20 protein-coding genes and 3 tRNA genes are annotated in these 22,993 nt (G+C 39.3%); 11 read left to right on the forward strand and 12 right to left on the reverse strand.

Going from position 1 to position 22,993, the window contains the following annotated elements; translation table 11 throughout:
* Positions 1 to 3: 3 nt before the first annotated feature.
* The 3 genes from M1D52_RS13405 to M1D52_RS13415 form a co-directional block, all read right to left on the reverse strand.
* Positions 4 to 894: a GLPGLI family protein gene (locus M1D52_RS13405; protein ID WP_437392789.1), complete on the reverse strand. Its 891-nt coding sequence runs from the start codon at positions 892 to 894 to the stop codon at positions 4 to 6.
* 103 nt (positions 895 to 997) lie between these two features.
* A complete protein-coding gene (locus M1D52_RS13410; protein WP_013666884.1) occupies positions 998 to 2,221 on the reverse strand; it encodes a M56 family metallopeptidase in 1,224 nt (407 codons plus the stop codon).
* 2 nt (positions 2,222 to 2,223) lie between these two features.
* Positions 2,224 to 2,589, reverse strand: a complete 366-nt coding sequence (locus M1D52_RS13415) for a BlaI/MecI/CopY family transcriptional regulator (protein WP_013666883.1) — start codon at positions 2,587 to 2,589, stop codon at positions 2,224 to 2,226.
* A gap of 191 nt (positions 2,590 to 2,780) precedes the next feature.
* On the opposite strand from M1D52_RS13415, the gene M1D52_RS13420 reads away from it, so the two are divergent.
* Together M1D52_RS13420 and M1D52_RS13425 are read left to right on the forward strand one after the other, a co-directional pair.
* Entirely contained in the window at positions 2,781 to 3,311 is a 531-nt protein-coding gene (locus tag M1D52_RS13420; protein ID WP_377608964.1) for a DUF3347 domain-containing protein, read from the forward strand.
* 120 nt (positions 3,312 to 3,431) lie between these two features.
* The gene (locus M1D52_RS13425) at positions 3,432 to 4,718 is read left to right on the forward strand and encodes a citrate synthase (RefSeq protein ID WP_130856023.1); all 1,287 of its coding nucleotides are present in this window, start codon (positions 3,432 to 3,434) and stop codon (positions 4,716 to 4,718) included.
* Positions 4,719 to 4,772: 54 nt separating this feature from the next.
* Here the strand turns inward: M1D52_RS13425 and M1D52_RS13430 are convergent, their stop codons facing one another.
* The gene (locus M1D52_RS13430) at positions 4,773 to 4,991 is read right to left on the reverse strand and encodes a hypothetical protein (RefSeq protein WP_437392790.1); all 219 of its coding nucleotides are present in this window, start codon (positions 4,989 to 4,991) and stop codon (positions 4,773 to 4,775) included.
* A gap of 114 nt (positions 4,992 to 5,105) precedes the next feature.
* Here M1D52_RS13430 and M1D52_RS13435 point away from each other — a divergent pair, with 114 nt between their 5' ends.
* A complete protein-coding gene (locus M1D52_RS13435; protein ID WP_437392791.1) occupies positions 5,106 to 6,284 on the forward strand; it encodes a prolipoprotein diacylglyceryl transferase in 1,179 nt (392 codons plus the stop codon).
* Positions 6,277 to 7,071, forward strand: a complete 795-nt coding sequence (locus M1D52_RS13440) for an inositol monophosphatase family protein (protein ID WP_013666878.1) — start codon at positions 6,277 to 6,279, stop codon at positions 7,069 to 7,071. The genes M1D52_RS13435 and M1D52_RS13440 overlap by 8 nt, the downstream gene beginning before the upstream one ends.
* Positions 7,072 to 7,124: 53 nt before the next feature.
* Here M1D52_RS13440 and M1D52_RS13445 read toward each other — a convergent pair whose 3' ends face one another.
* The 3 genes from M1D52_RS13445 to M1D52_RS13455 all read right to left on the reverse strand — a co-directional run bounded on the left by M1D52_RS13445 (position 7,125) and on the right by M1D52_RS13455 (position 9,497).
* Positions 7,125 to 7,679 carry a NifU family protein gene (locus M1D52_RS13445; protein ID WP_013666877.1) on the reverse strand — a complete coding sequence of 185 codons (555 nt, stop codon included), beginning with the start codon at positions 7,677 to 7,679 and terminating at the stop codon, positions 7,125 to 7,127.
* Positions 7,680 to 7,773: 94 nt separating this feature from the next.
* The gene (gene purB / locus M1D52_RS13450; protein WP_437392792.1) at positions 7,774 to 9,111 is read right to left on the reverse strand and encodes an adenylosuccinate lyase; all 1,338 of its coding nucleotides are present in this window, start codon (positions 9,109 to 9,111) and stop codon (positions 7,774 to 7,776) included.
* Between the two features lie 182 nt (positions 9,112 to 9,293).
* A complete protein-coding gene (locus tag M1D52_RS13455; RefSeq protein WP_013666875.1) occupies positions 9,294 to 9,497 on the reverse strand; it encodes a hypothetical protein in 204 nt (67 codons plus the stop codon).
* 367 nt (positions 9,498 to 9,864) lie between these two features.
* Between M1D52_RS13455 and M1D52_RS13460 the strand changes: the two genes are divergently transcribed.
* The 5 genes from M1D52_RS13460 (at position 9,865) to M1D52_RS13480 (ending at position 17,499) form a co-directional block, all read left to right on the forward strand.
* Complete coding sequence (locus M1D52_RS13460) at positions 9,865 to 10,425, forward strand: RNA polymerase sigma factor (RefSeq protein ID WP_013666874.1); 561 nt, start codon at positions 9,865 to 9,867, stop codon at positions 10,423 to 10,425.
* Positions 10,426 to 10,437: 12 nt separating this feature from the next.
* Positions 10,438 to 11,523: a trypsin-like peptidase domain-containing protein gene (locus tag M1D52_RS13465; RefSeq protein WP_013666873.1), complete on the forward strand. Its 1,086-nt coding sequence runs from the start codon at positions 10,438 to 10,440 to the stop codon at positions 11,521 to 11,523.
* Positions 11,524 to 11,620: 97 nt separating this feature from the next.
* On the forward strand, positions 11,621 to 12,385 hold the full coding sequence (locus M1D52_RS13470; protein ID WP_041387529.1) for a class I SAM-dependent methyltransferase: 765 nt from the start codon (positions 11,621 to 11,623) through the stop codon (positions 12,383 to 12,385).
* A 96-nt stretch (positions 12,386 to 12,481) separates the two neighbouring features.
* Positions 12,482 to 15,754 carry a S41 family peptidase gene (locus M1D52_RS13475; RefSeq protein ID WP_437392793.1) on the forward strand — a complete coding sequence of 1,091 codons (3,273 nt, stop codon included), beginning with the start codon at positions 12,482 to 12,484 and terminating at the stop codon, positions 15,752 to 15,754.
* Between the two features lie 107 nt (positions 15,755 to 15,861).
* Positions 15,862 to 17,499: an amidohydrolase gene (locus M1D52_RS13480; RefSeq protein ID WP_437392794.1), complete on the forward strand. Its 1,638-nt coding sequence runs from the start codon at positions 15,862 to 15,864 to the stop codon at positions 17,497 to 17,499.
* Between the two features lie 83 nt (positions 17,500 to 17,582).
* On the opposite strand, the gene M1D52_RS13485 is transcribed toward M1D52_RS13480, so the two are convergent.
* The 3 genes from M1D52_RS13485 to M1D52_RS13495 form a co-directional block, all read right to left on the reverse strand.
* A tRNA-Lys gene (locus M1D52_RS13485) sits at positions 17,583 to 17,658 on the reverse strand.
* Between the two features lie 282 nt (positions 17,659 to 17,940).
* Positions 17,941 to 18,016 (reverse strand) — tRNA-Lys (locus M1D52_RS13490).
* A 133-nt stretch (positions 18,017 to 18,149) separates the two neighbouring features.
* Positions 18,150 to 19,121: an NAD(P)H-quinone oxidoreductase gene (locus M1D52_RS13495; RefSeq protein WP_013666810.1), complete on the reverse strand. Its 972-nt coding sequence runs from the start codon at positions 19,119 to 19,121 to the stop codon at positions 18,150 to 18,152.
* A gap of 844 nt (positions 19,122 to 19,965) precedes the next feature.
* On the opposite strand from M1D52_RS13495, the gene M1D52_RS13500 reads away from it, so the two are divergent.
* Positions 19,966 to 20,874 carry an arginase family protein gene (locus M1D52_RS13500; protein ID WP_437392795.1) on the forward strand — a complete coding sequence of 303 codons (909 nt, stop codon included), beginning with the start codon at positions 19,966 to 19,968 and terminating at the stop codon, positions 20,872 to 20,874.
* Between the two features lie 119 nt (positions 20,875 to 20,993).
* Here M1D52_RS13500 and M1D52_RS13505 read toward each other — a convergent pair.
* Both M1D52_RS13505 and M1D52_RS13510 read right to left on the reverse strand, forming a co-directional pair.
* Positions 20,994 to 21,069 (reverse strand) — tRNA-Lys (locus tag M1D52_RS13505).
* 61 nt (positions 21,070 to 21,130) lie between these two features.
* Entirely contained in the window at positions 21,131 to 21,772 is a 642-nt protein-coding gene (locus M1D52_RS13510; protein WP_013666808.1) for a response regulator, read from the reverse strand.
* 142 nt (positions 21,773 to 21,914) lie between these two features.
* Between M1D52_RS13510 and M1D52_RS13515 the strand changes: the two genes are divergently transcribed.
* Positions 21,915 to 22,961: an RluA family pseudouridine synthase gene (locus M1D52_RS13515; protein WP_013666807.1), complete on the forward strand. Its 1,047-nt coding sequence runs from the start codon at positions 21,915 to 21,917 to the stop codon at positions 22,959 to 22,961.
* Positions 22,962 to 22,993 lie beyond the last annotated feature (32 nt).

Raw genomic sequence — 22,993 nt, forward strand, 5'->3', positions numbered from 1 at the left:
CATTTATTTTGTTAATTCGATCGGATTATTGTCAGTGTTAGAAACTCCTCCGGCATTTTTGTTCACATTGATGGATTTAATTTTACCGGGATCTATTGAACTAAATGCATCCCCTTTTTTAGGTAATCCGCTGATTACATTCGCTGCATTGGAGCGCCCTCCTTGTCCCTGCACATCCATAAACGTCTGCCTGTTTTCTTTAAATGCTTTTAATAAACGATCTAACGCCTCTTGATTTGTTTCAATATAATCGGTTGTTGTTCCTATCTGTAAATTTACATGGTCCAATTTCTCAAACCCAACAAAATGGAATACCACTTCCTTTTTGCTATCAGCCACATCAAGAATTAATCCAGGTAAACCATGCAACTTCCAAGGACCAAAAGAAAAAGGCAATTCCAGCGAAAACCAAGCGGTATAGGTTCTACCTTTAAATGATACGGTAGCTTTCTGACAATTATATCCTCCAATCGTTAGGGTATCGTCATTAATTTTCCAATCTAATTGGGGATAAGGTTCATCTAAAATATACTGGTTTTGCATCAGCCGATATATTCTTTTCAGTGTCTGTGTATTGGACACAAAATAGAACGATTCATTGGTAGAACTCCCTTTGCTCACCAAGTTGATATTACCGTCAAAAGAGGGGTTGGCAACCTGCTCTTCCATTTGTCTGTTGATTTCCTCTTCTGCGTTTGACGTAAAGAAAGACCGGTTAATGCCAGCATAAAGTACCATCTCTTCTTCTTTCGGATGATCCCTATTAGCAGTATCGTTCACATGAATAAACTGATAACGTGCCCGTGCCAACACTGGTTCTGTTTCCTGTGCGTTCACTTTCACTATGAAGAAAAAACATACGACTCCTACATACCATAATTTGAGGTGCTTCATAATTTCATATTTATATTTTGCTAGTAACCTTAATTCAGGAAATCACCAAGGCTGACAGACGGCCTTTAACATATTTTCTTCGTGTAATCGCATCCAATATAGCTTACTTGTATTTCGTTGTGATCAATATAACTCCATTTTTGCCCATGCTACCATACATAGCTGTCGCCGCGCGATCTTTTAGGACGTTAATACTTGCTATGTCATTTGGATTGATTGCATTAATATCTTCGCCTTCTTTCAAGACGACACCATCAAGCACCAACAAAGGTTGCACTTGATTTTTTGATCTGATAGTCAGCATTTTTGCTTTTTTCCTTCCATTTTGGAATGCTACTTTGGGAAGCTCCTTGGGGCGATCTTTTTCTTGAATTGCCGTACCTAACGTTTCTTCTTTTTCATGTTTATTGCCCGCGTTCGGTGTGACATGTGATAAACCGGCATTAATCAACTTACCATCTTCTTGATAAGCTTTGCTGATCGTAAACACCATCGCTGAAATAGTAATTGCAGGTACAATAAACACATACTTGCTGAGATGCAGTTGTGAAGATTTCTTTTTGTTCATCATCGCAATTCTTCGTTTTAAGGCGTTAAAATTGAAATGATTGCTAAGCTCCGGAGAAATAGTTCGACTATTAAGATTAACAAGACTATATTGGTATTTTTTCTTGTCTACGCCGCTTTGGAGAACTTTATGGTCTGTTAAAAATTCTAAATTTTCTTTGATGGCCGAACGGGTCAACCAAATGATTGGATTAAACCAGCAGCATAGGCTAACGATCTCTACAAGTAGCACATCAATGGTATGCAACTGTTTTACATGCTCTATTTCATGCTTCAGGATTCCTCTTAAATCACGTTCTGTGTGAAGCGATTTATTTAGATAAATGGATTTCCAAAAAGAAAAGGGAGGGATGTCTAGCCATACTTGACGATACCGACAGCTTTCAAAAATGGCGACCGTTGATTTTTGATGAATCTTCGATAAACTAAACAATCGGAGAAGGAACCTCAAGGTTAGCAAAGCAACTACAGACGAAAATAACAAGGTAATAATATTCCATAAATCTACTTTGGGCGGTATGATAGACAGGAGATCGTCCCAAGTCATTATTTGCATTTCACTCCTTCCTGCAGAATTTTCTTTAGCAAAAAACATAGAAAGATCAACGAGCGGATACAAGGCAGAAAACAGGAGTCCCATGATAAAATAACATCTATTCAGAAGATAAAAAGTTAGCTTCCGTAAGAATAGGTAGTAACCTCCGTAAAATAAGGCAATTGATAAATTAACCTTTAATAAATAATCGATCCATTCAGGCATAGCTAATCCTTATCTTGTTCATCAATCATTTTAATAATCTCTTTCAATTCCCGCGCACTGATTTTCTCTTCTTTCGCGAAAAAGGATACAAGTTCTTTATAAGAATTTCGAAAATACTCGCTTACAAATCCGTTCATAAACCCACGCTTGTATTCCTCTTCCGTAACAGTCGGTTCATATCGATAGGCATTGGCATATTTTACCGATCTAACAAAGCTTTTTCGTTCAAGGTTCTTCAGTGTAGATGCCAATGTTGTATAGGGAATTTTAGGATCGGGCATACTATCCAATAATTCTTTTACAAAGCCGCCTCCGTTTTTCCAAATCAACAGCATGGCTTCCTCTTCTTGTGCACTTAGTTTCTGCATAACCCTATGTTTATTTCGTAAATCTACGAAAATTTCGTAAAAAACAAAACATTATTTGAAATAACTGATCTACGAGTCGGGTACAAAATGTTTATATTTGACTTTTTCATTGGTACAAATTGTTTTTAGTGAAACCGAAACTTGCCTATTATGTTAACAGCATAAGAAAGTTTCGACTTTAAATTGATCATATGAAACGAAGAAAAGGAATAAGTTCGTTGTTTTATACGGCATTGGCCATATTGTTTATTAGTTGTCATAGCGGCCCTAACAATAAGAGGCAGGATGCCGATACAACACGCGTGAGTGAACAAGGTATCGTGATAGAAAACGACACCTTGTCGCAAGTCTTTGCCGCTTATATAAAGGTAAAGGATGCACTGGTTGCCTCAGACCCTAAATTGGCAGGCGAAGCGTCCAACAGACTTTCAGAAAGCCTTAAAGGAATTCACGGTTGTGAAAATACAGCCATCTTGGCACAGGAGCTCGCCAATTCAACAGATTTAGCCTTACAGCGTTCGGCATTTTCGGCAATAAGCAAAGATCTGATCGACATGTATCAACGTCCTTCTTTAAGTGCGGGCAAAATTTATGTAATTCATTGCCCGATGTACAACAATAAAGCGGGTGGAGATTGGCTTTCTACCAGTCCTGAGATAAAAAACCCTTACTTTGGTGAAGAAATGTTAACCTGTGGAACTGTCACACAGGAAATTAAGTAGAATCGGGAATAAAATCGTGTCATCGCAAATTAATTTATCGTAAATAAATTGAAATATTTATAGGTTTCCCTATGTTTTAAGCCATTTTTTTTTAGTTTTGTTACAAACCATAGAATCATTATGTCAGAAAAAGTTTCTTTAAATATTGGAGATAAGCAGGTAGAGTTACCAATCATTACAGGTACAGAAAACGAGAAAGCAATAGATATTTCGAAAATTAGAGCAGAGACAGGATTTATAACGCTTGATCCGGGTTTTAAAAACACCGGTGCAACAACAAGTGCTATCACATATTTAGATGGCGAAGAAGGTATACTTCGTTATAGAGGCTATCCCATAGAGGAATTAGCTGAAAAATCAACCTTTCTGGAAGTGGCGTACCTGTTGATATATGGAGAATTGCCAACCCAAGCTGAGTTTACTGATTTTCAGAATAAAGTAAGCCGACACACGCTTATCCATGAAGATATGAAGAAATTTTTCGAAGGTTTTCCTACCAAATCCCATCCGATGGGACAGCTGTCGGCCTTGGTAGGAGCTCTTTCAGCATTTTATCCGGAATCGCTAAACCCGGACGCCTCCGAGGAGGAAGACAATCTTACCATCATTAAACTACTTGCTAAGTTTCCAACCATTGTTTCATGGATTTATAAAAAGTCCTTGGGACACCCGGTCATATACCCAAAAAATAAGTTAGACTATGTAAGCAATTACCTGAACATGACTTTTGGTCAATTGACGGAAGAAGTCGAAATTGATCCAATTGTTACCTCAGCGATGAATAAACTACTCATTCTACACGCTGATCATGAACAAAATTGTTCAACATCAACCGTTAGAATCGTTGGATCTTCAAATGCCAACCTTTTCACTTCCATCTCTGCCGGTATTTCCGCGCTTTGGGGGCCGCTTCATGGTGGGGCTAATCAGGCCGTAATAGAAATGCTGGAGCGAATAAAAGAAGATGGCGGTGATTCGGAAAAATGGCTGGCTAAAGCAAAAGATAAAAACGATCCGTTCCGCCTAATGGGATTTGGCCATCGTGTATATAAGAACTTTGACCCGCGCGCTAAAATAATAAAAAAGGCATGTGACGATATTCTGGACAGTTTAGGAGTACAGGATCCCGTATTAAATATTGCGAAAAAACTGGAAGAAACCGCGCTAAGTGACCCCTATTTTGTGGATCGTAAGTTATATCCGAATGTAGATTTTTATTCCGGTATTATTTACCGGGCACTTGGCTTCCCTACGGATATGTTTACGGTGTTATTTGCCCTTGGCCGCTTGCCCGGTTGGATAGCGCAATGGAAAGAAATGCGTACAAACAAAGAACCAATTGGGCGCCCACGTCAAGTATATACAGGACATCCAAAACGTAATTTCGTTGCGATGAAAGACAGATAACCAGGGTTTAATAAATCATTTAACAAGAGAGGGGCTAACTAGAGTGCTCCTTTCTTATTTTGTACCCTTGTTCGCTTGACTAACTAACGCAATAATTCCCCCACCAATTAGAATGGCACCTAAGTAAGGTGGCCAGTTAACTTGCTTTTCCTTATCAGCATTGATTTCTACGGGACCTGCATCTACTACTTTTTCCTTTTTTGTATAACTGAAACCTGTCCAGATCAACATCACAGCCCCCACAATTATAAGTATAATACCTAGTATCTTCATCCGTCTTCGTTTTGATGTAGTTAAACAACAAAGCAATCGACATATAGTTTATACGAAGGGTAGGCGGTCGCAAATCTTTTTCGTTTTTTGCATAAAAAAATTATCTTTAGCTTTATGTTTCCTACCTTATCTCATCTGATCGCATATCTTTTCGGGATATATATTCCATTGCCAATTCAGACATTTGGCTTATTTGTTGGCTTTGCCTTTCTGTCTGCATACTACATTTTTAAGGTTGAGCTTATACGTAAAGAACAACTAGGATTAATTATGCCTGTTAAGCAGGAGGTAAGGGTAGGAGAACCCGCACATCCGGTTGAGATACTGATGAACGCATTGGTCGGGTTCATCATTGGTTATAAGCTAATACATGCTATTTTCAACTATGCCGATTTAGTTGATAACCCTCAAGCTTTCTTACTATCCACTAAAGGTTCCTTAACAGGTGGTGTGCTGCTGGGTATTCTATTTGGTTATTGGCTCTATAAAGATAAGAAGAAGCAAGAGCTTGCAGAAGATAAAATAGAAATACAACAGATACATCCCTATGAACTGATGAGCAAAATTTTAGTTTGGGCAGCCATTTGGGGCCTACTGGGGGCGAAGCTTTTCCATAACTTAGAGTATTGGGACGATTTTATACATAATCCGGTAGAAAGTCTCTTATCTTTTAGCGGACTTACTTTTTATGGTGGTATCCTGTTCGGTGGTGCAGCAGTTATTTATTACACCAAAAAACAGGGCATACATCCATTACATATGCTTGATGTGGGTGCTCCCGGCATGATGTTAGGTTACGCCGTTGGTCGTTTGGGTTGTCAGTTATCAGGGGATGGCGATTGGGGCATTGAGAATTTAGCTACTAAACCATCGAGCCTGCAATGGATTCCCGATTGGGCTTGGGCATTTAAATTTCCTCATAACGTGATTAACGAAGGTGTGCCTATTGTAGGCTGTGAGGGTAAATTTTGCCATGAGCTACCGGTTGCCGTGTTTCCCACATCTTTTTACGAATTTTTGATGTGTCTTATCCTTTTTGCCTTACTTTGGTTTTTAAGGCAAAAAATACATACTGCCGGGATGCTCTTTTCTATTTATCTTATGTTAAATGGTGTCGAACGTTTTTCGATAGAACTAATCAGGGTAAATGCAAAATATCACCTTTTAGGAATATCATTTACGCAAGCTGAATTGATTTCCCTCGCCATGGTCATGGTCGGACTTATCGGCGTTTTTTACACCCGGTCAAGAGCACAAAAAACTGCTTATTCCATTACGCAAAAATATGCTTAATTTATCTCAACTCACGCAACAAGTACGATCCATAGCGATCGAAGCGGCTAACTTTATCAGGCAGGAACGGTTAAGCTTTGATAAAAGTAAAATAGAGCAAAAGGGCCTTCACGACTTGGTTTCATATGTAGATAAAGGCGCTGAATTTATTATTGTAGAACGGCTCAAAGACTTATTACCGGAAGCAGGCTTTATCACTGAAGAAAAAACGATCGTGAAGAAGGGCGACGTCTATAATTGGATCATAGACCCACTTGACGGAACTACCAATTTCATTCATGATATTCCCGCCTATTGTGTTAGCATTGCGCTTGCTCGTAATCGTCAACCTATTATAGGGGTTGTTTATGAAGTGACCAGCAAAGAATGTTATTATGCCTTTGAACAAGGAGGCGCATTTTTGAACGATCGCCGGATAAAAGTCTCTGCATCGACGACTTTATCCGACTCATTGCTCGCTACCGGTTTTCCTTTTTATAAATTTGAGTATCAAAATCAATACATCAATCTACTTAAACATTTAATGCAACAATGCCGTGGCATTAGGAGAATCGGTTCAGCCGCCCTGGACTTGGCTTACGCTGCCGCAGGAAGATTCGATTGCTTCTTTGAATATAATCTGAATGACTACGATATGGCTGCCGGCGTATTGTTGGTTAAAGAAGCGGGTGGTATCGCCTATGATTTTGAGGGAAGTCAAGAGATGCTGGATAAAAGATCTGTTATTGCAGGCAATTTTGATATTACTAACCTCGTACTATCCGCAGTAAAAATGCACTTTAAATAAGAAGAGCCCGGTAGAAACCGGGCTCTTCTCTTGAATTTCTATTTATTATTATATTACATAGCTTCCGCCACAACCTCTTGAACCTCAGGAACCATTCGCTTTAACAACCCTTCTATACCTGCTTTTAGCGTAATTGTTGAAGACGGGCACCCACTACATGAACCGCGTAATTCAACTGTTACCACGCCTTCATCAAAAGATTTATAAGCAATAGCACCACCATCTTGTTCAACAGCAGGACGGACATAATCGTGTAATACTTGCTGAATTTTCTTTTCAGTTTCACTGCCTTCGAAAGCCACATTCTCATCACGCTCTACCTCATGTATTAGCAATTCAGATTCTACCGCGCCCTTTACGAAATCTTTCAATATGGGCAGGATGTCTTCCCATTCACTATCTTCGGATTTTGTAATAGTGACAAAATTACTGGCAAAGAAAACACCATTAACAAAATTAAATTTAAAGAGCTCCCGTGCGAAGGGAGAACTTTGGGCTTTCTCCTTATCAGGAAAATCTAAACTCCCATTATACAACAACTTATTTACCAGAAACTTCATAGTTGCCGGATTGGGGGTACTTTCTGTATATACGTTGATCGTGGCCATTTTTATTTATATTAATTACACAAAGCTAACAAAAATATAACGGACAAGAAGTCAACTGCACGTCATAGTTAATATAGCGATGCGATACCTCTCCCTAAACCCCGGTATAGTTCCAGGGTGTAATGGCCTTGAGCTCCTCTTTAAGCGGATCAGCGATATTCAGATTATTGATAAAAGCGGCTATTGATTCCTGATTAATTGCTTCGTTTGTCCGCGTTAAATCCTTCAATGCTTCATAGGGCTTGGGGTATCCTTCTCTTCTCAATATTGTTTGTATAGCCTCCGCTACAACAGACCAATTTTTTTCCAGATCGGCCCGAAGTGCGTCTTCGTTCAATATGAGTTTTTTGAGTCCTCGCATAATGGACTTGAAGGCAATGAGTGTATGGCCAAAAGGAACACCTATGTTTCTCAACACAGTCGAATCTGTTAAATCGCGCTGCAACCTGGAAATAGGCAGCTTAGCAGCTAAATGCTCAAACAAGGCGTTGGCTAGACCTAAGTTACCTTCTGCATTTTCGAAATCTATAGGATTGACTTTATGTGGCATAGCGGAAGATCCGATCTGTCCGGCAATAATCTGCTGTTTAAAGTAATCCATGGAAATGTAAGTCCAGATATCTCTACACAAATCAATTAAAATATTGTTTACCCGCTTTAAAGCGTCACAATGTGCCGCAAAGTTATCATAATGTTCAATTTGGGTTGTTTTTTGCGACCTATGGAGACCTAAAATATCGTTTACCAGGTGATTACCAAAGGCAACCCAGTCAATGTCTGGATAAGCGATATGATGTGCATTGAAATTTCCGGTAGCCCCCCCAAATTTAGCTGAGAAGGGAATCGCCTTAAGTTGATTTAGCTGTCCCTCTAATCGTTCAACAAATACGGCTAGCTCTTTACCTAAACGAGTCGGTGAAGCGGGCTGCCCATGTGTCTTTGCCAGCATAGGTATGGCTTTCCATTGCTTGGCCATAGCGTCAAGTTCGCTGATAAGTACGTGAATACCCGGATAATATACTTTGTTTAAGGCTTCCTTCCAGGAATAGGGAATGGCTGTGTTGTTAATGTCCTGTGACGTCAATCCAAAATGAATAAATTCTTTCGAATCTGTCAATCCGATTGCCTCAAACTTTTCTTTGATGAAATACTCAACGGCTTTCACATCATGATTAGTTGTCTTCTCCAGATCCTTAATACGTTGTGCGTCGTTCTCAGAAAATTCCTCATATATGGCCCGCAGAGCCGCTTTATTCGGTAAAGCACTTAATTGGGATATACCGGTTTCAGCAAGTGCGATAAAATATTCAATTTCTACAAATACACGATATTTTATTAAAGCGGCCTCCGAAAAAAAAGAAGCTAAATCTTTTGTTGCACTGTGATAACGACCATCTATCGGTGAAACTGCTGTAAGTGGAGATAAACTCATGTCAATGAAATATGTCGGGTTAAAAGCGCAAAGTTAAAAAAATATTGCATTTGTCCATTTTCTCCCATCAGAGAATGAGATCAATTTTAGAAACAATGCCACGGAGGGGACCCGTACCATTTTGCAAAAAAAAAAGCGTTTCCGCTCATGAACGGAAACGCTTTTTACTATTTCAGTTTTAATTACTGAGCTTCTTTAACTGTAGTATCAGCAGTTACAGTAGTATCTGTAGTGATAACAGTTGTATCTGGCTCGCTAGGAGTAACAACAGTAGTAGTATCAGTTGTTTCTTCAGTAGCAGATCCTTCGCCAGAGTTTGAGTTACAAGCAGCAACAGTTAAAGTTAAAGCTAAACCTAAAAAACCGAATTTGAATAAATTTTTCATTGTTAATTTTCTTTTCTGATTAAATAAAAATTGTTTATTTACCTCTTTATACCGCATATGTTGAAAGGTAACCCAACATTTTTAAAAAAAATTTTTCGTTCTTTTTTGCGGCTGCAAAGATGGAGATATTTTAGAAAAATACAAATAGAATTTGCTGACTGATCAAACTTCATTTACTGTTTACTTTTATTTCCCTAGTTTCTGTACTTTTGCCTCTTTGCAACTGAAACAAACAGGCGATAATAAAATCGTCGGGGGAACAGTTATAAAAAAGACAGACCTTATTTAAGCACCGTTTTTTATTTCAAAACGTGCTAAAAAAAACACGAATGGGTGGGTTACTATTTGCATTTTAACGTATTAACTAGTGAGTAAAGAAAGAAAACATACACCATCTGACGATAACGAAATACTTGCAGGGATTTTAGAAGGGGACACCAACATTTTGGATAGTTTATATAAGGCTAATTTCCCAATGATTGCTCGATTGATTATCAATAACGGTGGTGATATTGACGACGCAAAGGACATATTCCAAGAAAGCATTATTATTTTATATGATAAACTCTGTGGCGGCGACTTTGCACTTAATAGCAAACTCAAAACGTTTTTGTATTCTGTCTGCAGAAATCTTTGGCTTAAAAAGCTAACAAAAAAAGGGATTTATACCCGCATCGACGATTTTGAAGAAAAGATTCTTGTAGAAGACGACATCGACACACATAAAGAACGAGACCGGCAATTTTCCATGATGGAAGATGCCTTGAAAAAGCTGGGCGAGCCCTGCAAAACAATAATAGAAGATTTTTATATACGAAATTTAACAATGCAAGATATCTGTGAAAAGTTTGGTTACACGAATACGGATAATGCAAAGAATCAAAAATATAAATGTCTGCAACGTTTAAAGAAACTTTATTTTGGTTAACATTTTACAACAATGAAAAGTGAACGAGATTTTCTAGACCAGTCGGAAGCCTACTTAAGAGGTGAAATGAATGCCCTGGAAAAAAAGGTATTCGAAGACCATCTTGTGAATGATCCTGAAGCTCGTAGAAAATTTGACGAGCACGAAATATTTATTGGAAACATGAAGAGTTACGGAGCTAGGACCGATTTACGACATAAGCTCGAGGCCATTCATGAAACAATTAATATAGAAGAAGTGGTTCCAAAAAAGCCACTCATTGTACGCTTATGGGATAAATATAAGATCAATTCCCTTGTGGCCGCGTCGGTTGCACTTCTTGCTGTTTTCACTACCTTATGGCTTACTGGCTTTTATTCAAAAGACAACACATCCCAATATATTGCTTTGCGACGCGATATGAATAGCATTCGACAAAATGTTAAAGCCCAAAATGCACTGATTAAGGATATTAACAAAGGCAAGAACGACGCTGGTACTCCCAGTCATTATGGAGCCACCGGTTTTGCTCTTTCTTCCAATGGCTACGTTATGACAACGTATCACGTAATTAAAGATGCTGATTCTGTTTACTTGCAGAATTATACAGGCAACTCATACAAAGCAAAGGTCATATATACGGATCCCACATACGATATTGCAGTGCTGGAAATTATAGACAAAGACTTTAAAGAAGTAGGGAATTTACCCTATACTTTTAAACAAAACGCAGCTGATATAGGAGAGGACGTTTATACGATTGGTTTTCCGAGAGAAGAAGCAGTATACGGAAGGGGTTATTTAAGCAGTAATACGGGATATAGTGGCGATACCATTGCTTATCAGGTTTCCATTCCCGTTAACCCAGGTAACAGCGGGGGACCTGTATTGGATAATCGGGGCAATATAATCGGCGTTATTAACAGTAAACAAACGGAGACTGATGGAGCCGCTTTTGCCATCAAATCGAACTATGTTTTGGAAGCGCTGGCGTCAATTCCCGAAGATAGTCTGGAGAAAAAGTTGACATTAAATAAAAAGAACACCCTCGCCAATTTGAGCCGCACGGAACAGATCAAAAAGGTACAGGAATATATCTATATGATTAAAGTATATTAATAGAAGACACCGAATAAAACAAAAATGGCTTCCCCCTGTGGTGGGGAAGCCATTTTTGTTTTATTTTCAGTATATTAGGAACCTAGATCAAAATCATATGACTCAAGCGCATCGGAATATTGACCGTTTTAACTTTCGAGCCGATAACTATGATAAATATCGTCCAGGTTATCCGCAAGGTCTTCTGGATTTCATATATAAACATAATTCCCTAAATGAACAAAGTGTTATTGCTGAGTTGGGGGCAGGAACCGGCATCTTAACAGAAGAACTAGTAAAATGGCCTTGTAGCATCATTGCGATTGAACCTAATGATGAAATGCGCGAAAAAGCGATCCAAACTTTACAAAGAGTTAAAAATTGTGTAATAAAGGACGCAACCGCCGAAGAAACCGGTCTGGCAGACCATAGTGTTGACCTCATAATCTGTGCGCAATCATTTCATTGGTTCGACGCAATGAAAGCAAAAAGAGAATTTGAGCGAATATTAAAAAATCAGGGAAAAGCAGCAATTATATGGAATATCCGTAGCGCAGAAACGGCTTTTGAAAAAGAATATGAGGAATTCATTTTGGAGTTTTCAATAGATTATAAAGAGGTGAAGAATAGAGAAACACGAGGAAACAACCTTAAAAATTTCTTTCTGTCTAATAGCATGGAAGAGCATCTATTTATATACGATACCTACCTGACATTCGAACAGTTATTGGGCAGAACACTTTCTTACTCCTATATGCCTAATGAAGGCCATAAAAGAACACCTGAAATGAAGACTCGATTACGGGTCTTGTTTGACAAATATGCTACCAATCAAATTATAAGCCTCTCGTACAAAACTAAATTGTTTATGGGTATGCTTTAATTTTACATCAAAAACGTTACAAAGTTGCGTTTTTACCGTTCGATGTTTTGACAATTTTCTCTAAGTTTGTGATATTATTAATCAATAAAAAATCACATGAAGAAACGTTTAATCAATCTAAAATTTCTATTAGCCGTATTTTTTTTCCTGAGCTATTCATATCAAAGCCAGGCCCAATCAGAGGCCTTATGGCTCCGGTACCCAGCCATATCACCGGACGGCAAAACTATTGTTTTTGGATATCAAGGTAATTTATACCGTGTAAGCGCCAGTGGGGGAGCAGCCACCGCCCTTACTGTCGGAAGCTCGCACAGTATGATGCCCGTATGGAGTCGTGATGGTCAGTTTATAGCTTTCGCAAATGACCGAAATGGTAATTTCGACGTCTATGTAATGCCGGCAAGCGGCGGAAAGTCAACACGACTTACCTATAATAGCGCAAATGATTACCCATACGACTTTAGTATCGATAATAAGGAGGTGATATTCGGAAGTGCCAGGCAAGCACCCGCCGAAAGTACGCGTTTTCCAAGCTTGCGACTGTTTCAAAATCTATACCGGGTGACTATCAATGGGGGCCGACCGCTACTTGTGAGTGCTGCCGGCATCGAAAATGCACACTTTAATCAAGATGGCAGCTTATTGGTTTTCCAAGACAGAAAGGGTTACGAAGACCCTTGGAGAAAACATCACACTTCTTCCGTAACGCGCGATATATGGCTTTATAATTTAAAAACCAATACATACGAGGCCTTAACCAATGAGGAAATCGAACACCGCGAACCGGTTTTCAGCCATGACGGACAATTTGTTTATTATCTAAATGAGAAGGATGGAACCCTAAATCTCTATAAGAAGGGAATTCGATTACGTATTGCGGATCAACAACTAACGCATTTCACAAAAAACCCGGTTCGCCATTTGAGTATTTCAAATGAAAATACGCTAGCCTTTACACAGGACGGCTCTATCTATACACTAAAGGAAGGGGGTGAACCAAAAAAGCTAACCGTAGTCATCGCAGTTGATAATGGAAATGCTTTAGCGAGCAATGTGCCATTAAACGGGCAAATTAGTCAGTTTGAGTTAAGTCCTGACGGTAAACAAATCGCTTATGTGAGTAGAGGAGAGCTATTTGTTACAAGTGTTGAAGGCGACTTTACAAAACGAATTACTAATACGGCCGATCAAGAACGAATGGTAAAATGGTCGCCGGATGGAAAAACGTTAATCTACGCCGCTGAACGAGGCAGAAATGGTTGGGGTATTTATCAAAGCTCCATTCTCAATCAAGAAGAATCCTATTTCTTTAATGCAACCGTTTTGAAAGAAGAGCCTCTTATTACCGGAAAAACAGACAATTTTGCTCCTAAGTTCTCACCTGACAGTAAGTCTGTGGCTTATATCGAAGAAAGAAACGTATTGAAGGTATATAATATCAATACTAAAAAAACGGTCGAGTTGCTCCCGAAGGGACACAACCATTCTTATGCCGATGGCGATTGGGGCTTCGAATGGAGTCCAGACAGCAAGTGGTTATTGGTCGATGATCAAAGAGGATACTTTTTTAATTCTAATGTAGCCTTGATAAAAGCGGATGGAACTGCTGAAATAAGACATCCGCTTCTTACTGGTTTTGGTGAAGAGGGGGCGCGTTGGCAGATGGAAGGAAAAATGCTCACTTGGCTAAGCAGTCGCTATGGAAGAAAATCCTTAGCCCTACAGGGCAGTCGCGAACTAGACGTTTTTGGTGTTTTCTTTAATCAAGAAGATTACGATCGATTTAAGTTAACTAAAGATGAATTCGACCTGTTGAAAGAAAAGGAAGAAAAGGCAAAAAAAGACGAGGCGACAAAAAACAATGACCAAAATACGTCCAAAAAGAAAAAAAATGAAAAGGGTGAAAAAGAGGAGGAAAAAACGCTAAAGATAAATTTTGATAATTTACGTGATCGAGAAGTTAGGTTAACCATCAACAGCTCATCCATCAGTGATTACGCATTAACCAAAGATGGAAGTAAATTATTCTATCTGGCATCTTTTGAAAAGGGCTACGATTTGTGGTTAACGGAACCGAGGACAAATCAAACAAAAATTTTGGCTAAATTATCAGGTTCCCCCAGCGGCATTGAAATGAGCAAGGATGAAAAAACCTTATTCGTAGTAAATCGTGGCGCACTGGTAAAAGTTGATGCCGCAAGCGGCAAGATTACACCACTCAACAGTAAAGGAGAGCTTGAACTGAATGCCGCTGCCGAACGTGAGTACATCTTCAATCATGCTTGGCTGCAAGTGAAAAAGAAGTTTTATGACCCTAATTTGCATGGAATTGATTGGGATGGCTATTATCAAACCTATGCTAGATTTTTACCGCATATAAATAACAATTTTGATTTCCAGGAACTTTTAAGCGAATTATTAGGAGAACTTAACGCATCCCACACGGGAGGGCGCTTTTCTCCTCGATATACCAATCCGGATATTACGGCATCTTTAGGTTTACTCTATGATGAAACCTATACCGGTAAAGGGTTGAAAGTGGCAGACGTAATCCCGGGTGGTCCGGTAGCCAACGCCAAGTCGAAAATTGAAAAAGGAACGATTATACTGGAAATAGATGGCAACACCATTGATGATAACGTCGACTGGGCAAAGTTCTTAAATCGTAAAGTTGGCCAATATGTAAGCATTCGCGGTAAGAATGGAGCAGGTGGTGTATTCAACGAAACGATTAAACCAATAAGCACAGCTGATGAAATTCCACTTATGTATAAACGCTGGGTTAACGGACGAAAAGCGTATGTTAACAAAATAAGTAACGGAAAGATTGGTTATGTACATGTTGAAGGTATGAATGACGCAAGCTTTAGGGAGGTTTATGACCGCGTCATGGGAGAAAACTTAGATAAGGATGCACTTATAGTTGATACGCGTTTTAATGGTGGAGGATGGCTACATGACGACCTCAATACGTTTTTAAGCGGCAAAGAATATCTGAAATTTGCCCCACAGGGGAATACCTTAAAAGGTGGCGAACCGAGAAGTCGCTGGAACAAACCGAGTGCTGTTGTAATGAGCGAGGGAAATTATAGCGATGCTTTTATCTTTCCTTATATCTATAAACAAAATGGTTTAGGTAAATTGATCGGCATGCCCGTTCCAGGTACAGGAACAGCCGTCTGGTGGGAAACTCAAATTGATCCAACATTGATATTTGGGATACCTATGATTGCTACGATCGGAAAGGAAAATCGCCCTACCGAAAATCTTCAGGTTGAACCGGACATTCGGGTTCCCTTACCTTACGAGGCTTTTCTAAAAGGCGAGGATCCACAGTTGGAAAGAGCGGTAAAAGAGCTCCTTCATTAGTTTATTTATTCTTTAAAACTACCATAAGCTCCTTTTATGGAGGCTGTACAAGACTTCCGCGCGATAATCGCCGGAAGTCTTATATTTATATACACTTTTTTCAGATTATGAAAACGCTTATCTCTTTGCTATTAAGCTTATCTTGCTTATCTCTTTTTATAGGTTGCAAGGAAAAAGAACGAGTTGACCTCATTCTTCACCATGCTACTGTTTATACAGTAGATAGCACCTTTTCGCTCCAGCAGGCTTTTGCAGTAAAAAATGGAAAATTTCTGGATATCGGTTCAAATGGATCTATTTTGGACAAATACGAGAGCGAGCATATGGTCGACGCGAAAAATCAGCCTGTTTATCCTGGACTTTACGATGCTCATTGCCATTTCTTTGCTTTGGCTCGCGGACTACATCAGGTCAACCTGGTTGGTGCAAGTTCCATGAAAGAAGTAATTGAAAGGGTAAAGAACTTTCAGGCAAAATTTCCAAATGACGCTTGGATTTTAGGACATGGTTGGGACCAAAATCTATGGAGCGACAAAAGTTTCCCTAATAATAAGGAGTTGAATGCCGCTTTCCCGAAGATCCCGGTTTATTTAAGCAGAATTGACGGTCATGCGGCCTTAGCCAATGACGCAGCTCTCCAATTAGCGCATATTCCGCTTCATGGGCAACCTACAGGCGGTTTAATTGTAAAAGCGGGAAATACCCCAACAGGTATTCTTATTGACAACGCAATGGATTTAGTGCAACAGAAAATACCACCACCTTCTGAATTGCGATTAACGGATTTCTTATTGGAAGCGGAGAGGGCCTGTTTCTCCGTTGGATTAACAAGCCTGGCCGACGCTGGCTTGTCAATTGAAGAAATCGATTTACTAAAAAAACTTTATAAACAAAACAAATTAAAGATAGGGGAGTACGCAATGGCAATGCTCGATACAGGCACCTTTAAAGAGCTAGTAAAAGCAGGCGTGTATGATCGAGGGCAGTTGACGGTTCGTTCCTTTAAAATTGTAGCAGATGGCGCGTTGGGGTCTAGAGGGGCTTGCTTATTGCAACCGTATAGCGATGCTTCAACAGAGCAAGGTTTTTTACTTCTAAAACCTACTACGTTGGATACTATAATCCGTGAATTGGCACAAAGTAATTTCCAAGTTAACGTGCACGCTATAGGAGATTCAACCAATCGCTTTATTCTTCACACTTTCAATAAATATTTAAGCGAGAATAATAAAAAGCGTTGGCGCATTGAACACGCTCAAATTGTTCAACCCAATGATTATCGACTGTTTACAACTGCTAATCTTATCCCTTCCGTGCAACCAAGCCACGCTACCTCGGATATGCATTGGGCAAAAGACCGATTAGGAAACGATAGAATACAATATGCTTACGCGTATAAACAGTTATTACAAGCCGCAGGTAGTTTAGCTTTGGGAAGTGATTTCCCCGTAGAAGACATCAATCCGCTCTATCAATTCCATGCCGCAGTAGCACGGACCGATAAAAACGGTAAACCCGTCGGTGGATTCCAAATCGAAAATGCCCTGACAAGAGAAGAAGCATTGAAAGGCTTAACGCGATGGGCAGCATATGCTTGTTTTCAGGATGAGAAAAAAGGAAGTATAGAGAAGGGAAAGCAAGCAGATTTTATCCAGTTAGAGAAAGACATCATGCAGATTCCCTTAAACGAAATAAGAAATACCAAAGTGCAGCAAACCTGGGTAGCGGGGAAAAGGGTTTATTAGAATAGGTGCTTCCTTCGAACCCACCCAACCCCTCTGTTCGAGCCCCAGCTTAATGACAAAAAGCCCCAACTTTCGTTGAGGCTTGGTGATCCCGCTGGGACTCGAACCCAGGACCCATACATTAAAAGTGTATTGCTCTACCAGCTGAGCTACGGAATCCTATTCATATTTAATTTCTCACTAAAATTAAATATCATTAACTCTTATTTTTCAGAATTTTATTTTATTTCTGAACTGTTAACGGGTGCAAAGGTATGTTTTTTATCCATACACGCCAAATTTTAAAACAAAAAAAATAGAATTTTTCAATTATTCACTAAGTATCAGTTTGTTATTTTTAGGTACAGCGTAAAACACTCATAACCTTCGGCGTTCGAACCCGTCCAACACTTGTGTTCGAGCCCCAGCATAATGACAAAAGCCCCAACTTTCGTTGAGGCTTGGTGATCCCGCTGGGACTCGAACCCAGGACCCATACATTAAAAGTGTATTGCTCTACCAGCTGAGCTACGGAATCTTCCTTTATTCGAAACCTACCAGGTTTCTTTGAAAGAGCTGCAAAGGTATAATCTTTACCATTATAATGCAAGACAAATTCTATCTTTTAACGATATTTATCTGCAAAATACTGTATTCCAATCAGAAAAAAATCAATCTATTCTCAATACTATTTTTCCTATATGCCTTCCTTCTTCCATTAAATCATGAGCTCTCCAAGCTTCCGCCAATGGAAATACAGCATGAATCAGCGGCCTGAAAAAACCGGAATGCATCAGCGGCCAAACATTGTTTAGTATGTCCGCCGTCAACATAGCCTTAAAATGTTTATCTCTACTACGTAAAGTACTACCGGTAACGCTGATTCTTTTATGCATAATTTCCATGATATCCAGTTCAACCAAGGAACCATTCATGGCATTGATATATACTAAGCGCCCATCATGGTTCAAAATACTGATATTCTTCCTGAAATAGGATCCACCTACCATATCTAATATAACATCTATTTTTTCCTTTGCAAAAACCTTTTCAAATTCGTAAATCCGGTAATTGATACAAACGTCAGCCCCCAGGTCAAGACAGGCTTTACATTTCTCCTCCGAACCAGCGGTGGCGTACACTTTCGCCCCAATGCTTTTTGCAAGTTGAATCGCCGTAATACCGATACCACTCGAACCACCATGCACAAGAAAATGTTCGTTTTTTTTCAGTGCTCCGCGGCGAAAAACATTATCCCACACCGTATAAATGGTTTCCGGAAGGCTCGCAGCTTCAACAAAACTCAAACCTGTAGGGATGGGCAAACAATGACCTGCATTGGCAACCGCTTTCTCCGCATAACCACCTCCGGCAATCAATGCACATACATGATCTCCAATCTGCCATTGAGCTACCTCGGCACCTATTTGTTCAATAACGCCTGCAATTTCTAAGCCCGGTATATCACTTGCAACGCCTTCAGGAGCTGAGTACTTCCCCTTGCGCTGAAATATATCCGGTCGATTTACCCCGGCTGCCGCCACCTTAATAAGTACTTCATCGGGTTTTATTAATGGATCAGGCTTATCATGTAGTTTTAGAACGTTTGGTGCACCATATTCAGTAATCGAAATTGCTTTCATGTTTATTTTTCTTTCTAGCTTAAGTTCAACGTTTGTGCCATCAAATTGTTTATAAATTCACGCTAACGCTCCTTGAATGAAAAAGATTTGTCTGAGGGCCTTTTTTGTATTTCTTCTCATTAAAACAAGATCCTTTTAGCCAAACCATACAAAACAAAACAAAAACAGGAATTAATCACAAAAATTAACAGAAAAATCAATAAAAAAACCATAACAATATCAATATAGACATGAATATATCATATTTTTTTATAAAAAATTAAAATTAGCATACAAATACAAAAAATAACAAGAATATTCTACAATATACTTCATATTTATTCAATTTATTAATAAAATATTTTAAAATTGTCATATTTTTAATATTGATATTAAAAAATATACCAATGAAAAAACTATAAAAACATTAAATACATCATTAAAAATACGTTATAGAAATTTTTAAAGAAAAAAACGTACAAAAAAAACACTATAAAAATATATTATGAAAAAATAAAAGCAAAAAAAACAAATACTCACAACAGAAAATAAAAAAAATTCAAAAAATATTTTGATAATCGATTTTTTTACTATATTTGCATCAACAAAACGATATAAAATAAAAAAAAACATCGTTTTGTTTGTCATATTGCCCCTCAGTTTAATATAGGTTTATAATTGGTTAGCAGAATAGCCCCTTTCCCAGAGGGGCTATTTCTTTTAGTATAGATTTATGGCATTTATTTTTTTTGTTATTTCCAACAAAAGCTTCTCTTTATTAAAAAACCACACCAAAAGACATTGAAAAATAGACCCTTGATCTGTGAGATGAGCTGGAACAAATTTTGCACATAATATCCCGTATATGGGTACACAAAACTTCGACATACAGATCCTAGCGGCACCTTCTATATTAGGGCTCCGTACAAATGGCGTGCAAGATTTGCCAGCCGCCCTGTTGAAAGCTGGCCTCGGCTGGCAGCTACAGCAAGAACATCCTGTACTACACCTTGCTACCCTCAATGCGCAGTACAGCGACAAAAGAGATCCTGACACTCGTTGTCTTAATCCAGTATCAATTCGCAATTTCTCTATCAAACTCGGAAAAGCCGTTGATTTACTGCTTGACAAAGGCCGCTTCCCGCTGATATTGGGCGGTGATTGCAGCATTCTTCTAGGTATAATGTCTGGCCTCAAAGTCCGCGGTAAATATGGGCTGATCTTTATCGATGCGCATGCAGACTTCTACGAACCCGAAAAATCGGTGACCGGCGAAGTGGCCGATATGGATCTAGCAATTGTTACCGGTCGGGGACCGGACATACTCACCAACATTAACAACGTAAAACCCTATGTAGAGGATGGCCACGTGATTCATATCGGTCAGCGGGATTGGGAGGAGACAAAAAAATATGGCTCGCAGGATATTCGCGAAACCACCATCACTCGCTATGATCTGGAAAACATAGAAAAAGAGGGGATAGAACAAGTTGCAGCTGCTGTAATAACAAACCTTGACTCCTCCCTAGATGGCTATTGGATGCATTTTGATACGGATGTACTAGCCGATGAGCTAAACCCTGCAGTAGAATATCATTTGCCCGGCGGACTTGATTTTGAGCAGTCAGAATATTTTATTAACCAACTTTTACGCACCGGAAGAATCATAGGTTTTGATATCACCATCTTCAACCCCCGCTTCGACACCAACGGACAGATTGCCCAAAACATCAGTGATACCATCGTCCGCGCCTTTCGTTCCATTAAACGATAAATACGGGGAAAAGCATTTACTTAATATCGTGGCTTTGCAGTCCAAATTAGAAGCATTACAATCTAATCTGCCCTTATAAACAGAAAAAGCCATTTTTTCTAGAAAAATGGCTTCCCCTGTGGTGACCCCGGAGAGATTCGAACTCTCGACCCACTGATTAAGAGTCAGTTGCTCTACCAACTGAGCTACGGAGTCGTTATACTTTCTTATTGGGAGCCCAAAGTTAGACTTTTTCTCAAAAAAAAAGAACATTTTTTTATAATAATCTTTGCTGAAGCGCCTCTTTGATCAACTCTGCCACATTTTTTACTTCGAATTTTTGCAGCAAATTCCGCCTATGTGTTTCCACGGTTAAAGGGCTAAGAAAGAGTGTTTCAGCCATATTAGCCGTTGTCTTTCCTTCAGCGATCATAGACAGAATCTGTTTCTCTCTTTTCGTAAGCTGCGGAGGGCCTTTAAGTTCATTTAGAGTGGGTTTGGCAATAATTTCATTTACTTCCCTGCTAAAAGCGATTTCACCTTTATAGGCCGCCTTAATCGCATGAACGAGGTCGTCAACCGATACATTTTTCAACAAATAACCACTTGCTCCATTTTGCAGCATTTTCATAACAAAACTTCGTTCGGCATGATTACTCAGCGCTAACACAGAGACATTTGGAGCTTTAATCTTGATCTCTTTACACCAATCGATACCACTACCGTCCGGTAACATGACATCCAACAGCACAACATCCACTTCATGACCGGTTAAAAACGCCATAAACTCTGCGCCACTTATAAAGCAGTCGACAACTTCAATCTCGCTATGATTTGTCAAGAGCGTTTTAAGACCCTCGATAACGATCTGGTGGTCATCCACGATGGCTAACCGGATATTGCTATTAAGATATGACATGAATGTTCTATTCGTTTAATGCCTGTTGGATACAACCGCTAAAATGCAAAGAAATTTCCTTAAAGTAAAAGAAAAAGTCTGAACGGAAAGCTTATTTTTATCAGACTACTTATGAAAACTAAATAATATTTACTTTTGCACCATGGCAGAAGAAGTAGAAGCATTCGACATAGAAGATAACGGCGAACAGGATTTATTTGAACATTTACGGATAGTGGTCGATAAGGGCCAAACGCTGTTGCGCATAGACAAGTTCCTTATGCATCGTGTTGAAAATGCTTCTAGAAACAGGGTGCAAAATGCCATTGAAGCAGAGAATGTCTTGGTTAATAATAGACCGGTTAAATCCAGTTACAAAGTAAAACCTGGCGATCTAATAACAGTTGTATTACCTCATCCGCCAAGAGATACTGAAATTTACCCGGAAAATATTCCCTTAGATATTCGATATGAAGATGATGATCTGCTAATCGTAAATAAACCCGCGGGGATGGTGGTTCATCCAGGTTACAATAATTACACAGGGACACTGGTGAATGCGTTGGTTTATCACTTTAATCAATTACCTCAGCTACCAGGTAACGATGGCCGACCGGGGCTGGTGCACAGGATAGACAAAGACACCAGCGGTTTATTGGTCATTGCTAAAAACGAGTGGACGATCACAAATCTCGCCAAGCAATTTTTTGACCATACCATTCAGCGTAAGTATTTAGCATTAGTTTGGGGCGACCTTCAAGAGAACGGTACAGTTTCCGGATATATTGGCCGAAGCCTTAAAGATCGTCGTGTAATGTCGGTTTACGAAAATGAAGATAAAGGTAAGTGGTCCGTCACGCATTATAGGGTTCTTGAGCGTCTAGGCTATGTCACACTCATCGAGTGCCAACTGGAAACCGGCAGAACACATCAGATCCGGGCGCATATGCAGTCCATTGGCCACCCCTTATTTAATGATACACTTTATGGCGGTGATAAAATTTTAAAAGGAACTGTTTTTACTAAGTACAAACAATTTGTAGACAACTGCTTCTCCATCTTACCCCGTCAAGCCCTACATGCAAAAAGCTTAGGGTTTACACATCCTAAAAGCAAAGAACTTATGCACTTTGAAAGTGATATACCGGATGACTTCGCCATATGCTTAGATAAATGGAAATCCTACGTGCAGTACGAACGAAGCAAGTAATTTTTTACAGAATTTTTTCCCTTTTTTTTCGT

Source organism: Olivibacter sp. SA151 (assembly GCF_054130995.1).

Excerpts from the sequence above, each read along its gene's own strand:
- M1D52_RS13405 (WP_437392789.1), bottom strand. The coding sequence starts at position 894 with ATGAAGCACCTCAAATTATGGTATGTAGGAGTCGTATGTTTTTTCTTC.
- M1D52_RS13410 (WP_013666884.1), bottom strand. The coding sequence starts at position 2,221 with ATGCCTGAATGGATCGATTATTTATTAAAGGTTAATTTATCAATTGCC.
- M1D52_RS13415 (WP_013666883.1), bottom strand. The coding sequence starts at position 2,589 with ATGCAGAAACTAAGTGCACAAGAAGAGGAAGCCATGCTGTTGATTTGG.
- M1D52_RS13420 (WP_377608964.1), top strand. The coding sequence starts at position 2,781 with ATGAAACGAAGAAAAGGAATAAGTTCGTTGTTTTATACGGCATTGGCC.
- M1D52_RS13425 (WP_130856023.1), top strand. The coding sequence starts at position 3,432 with ATGTCAGAAAAAGTTTCTTTAAATATTGGAGATAAGCAGGTAGAGTTA.
- M1D52_RS13430 (WP_437392790.1), bottom strand. The coding sequence starts at position 4,991 with ATGAAGATACTAGGTATTATACTTATAATTGTGGGGGCTGTGATGTTG.
- M1D52_RS13435 (WP_437392791.1), top strand. The coding sequence starts at position 5,106 with ATGTTTCCTACCTTATCTCATCTGATCGCATATCTTTTCGGGATATAT.
- M1D52_RS13440 (WP_013666878.1), top strand. The coding sequence starts at position 6,277 with ATGCTTAATTTATCTCAACTCACGCAACAAGTACGATCCATAGCGATC.
- M1D52_RS13445 (WP_013666877.1), bottom strand. The coding sequence starts at position 7,679 with ATGGCCACGATCAACGTATATACAGAAAGTACCCCCAATCCGGCAACT.
- purB (WP_437392792.1), bottom strand. The coding sequence starts at position 9,111 with ATGAGTTTATCTCCACTTACAGCAGTTTCACCGATAGATGGTCGTTAT.
- M1D52_RS13455 (WP_013666875.1), bottom strand. The coding sequence starts at position 9,497 with ATGAAAAATTTATTCAAATTCGGTTTTTTAGGTTTAGCTTTAACTTTA.
- M1D52_RS13465 (WP_013666873.1), top strand. The coding sequence starts at position 10,438 with ATGAAAAGTGAACGAGATTTTCTAGACCAGTCGGAAGCCTACTTAAGA.
- M1D52_RS13470 (WP_041387529.1), top strand. The coding sequence starts at position 11,621 with ATGACTCAAGCGCATCGGAATATTGACCGTTTTAACTTTCGAGCCGAT.
- M1D52_RS13475 (WP_437392793.1), top strand. The coding sequence starts at position 12,482 with ATGAAGAAACGTTTAATCAATCTAAAATTTCTATTAGCCGTATTTTTT.
- M1D52_RS13480 (WP_437392794.1), top strand. The coding sequence starts at position 15,862 with ATGAAAACGCTTATCTCTTTGCTATTAAGCTTATCTTGCTTATCTCTT.
- M1D52_RS13495 (WP_013666810.1), bottom strand. The coding sequence starts at position 19,121 with ATGAAAGCAATTTCGATTACTGAATATGGTGCACCAAACGTTCTAAAA.
- M1D52_RS13500 (WP_437392795.1), top strand. The coding sequence starts at position 19,966 with ATGGGTACACAAAACTTCGACATACAGATCCTAGCGGCACCTTCTATA.
- M1D52_RS13510 (WP_013666808.1), bottom strand. The coding sequence starts at position 21,772 with ATGTCATATCTTAATAGCAATATCCGGTTAGCCATCGTGGATGACCAC.
- M1D52_RS13515 (WP_013666807.1), top strand. The coding sequence starts at position 21,915 with ATGGCAGAAGAAGTAGAAGCATTCGACATAGAAGATAACGGCGAACAG.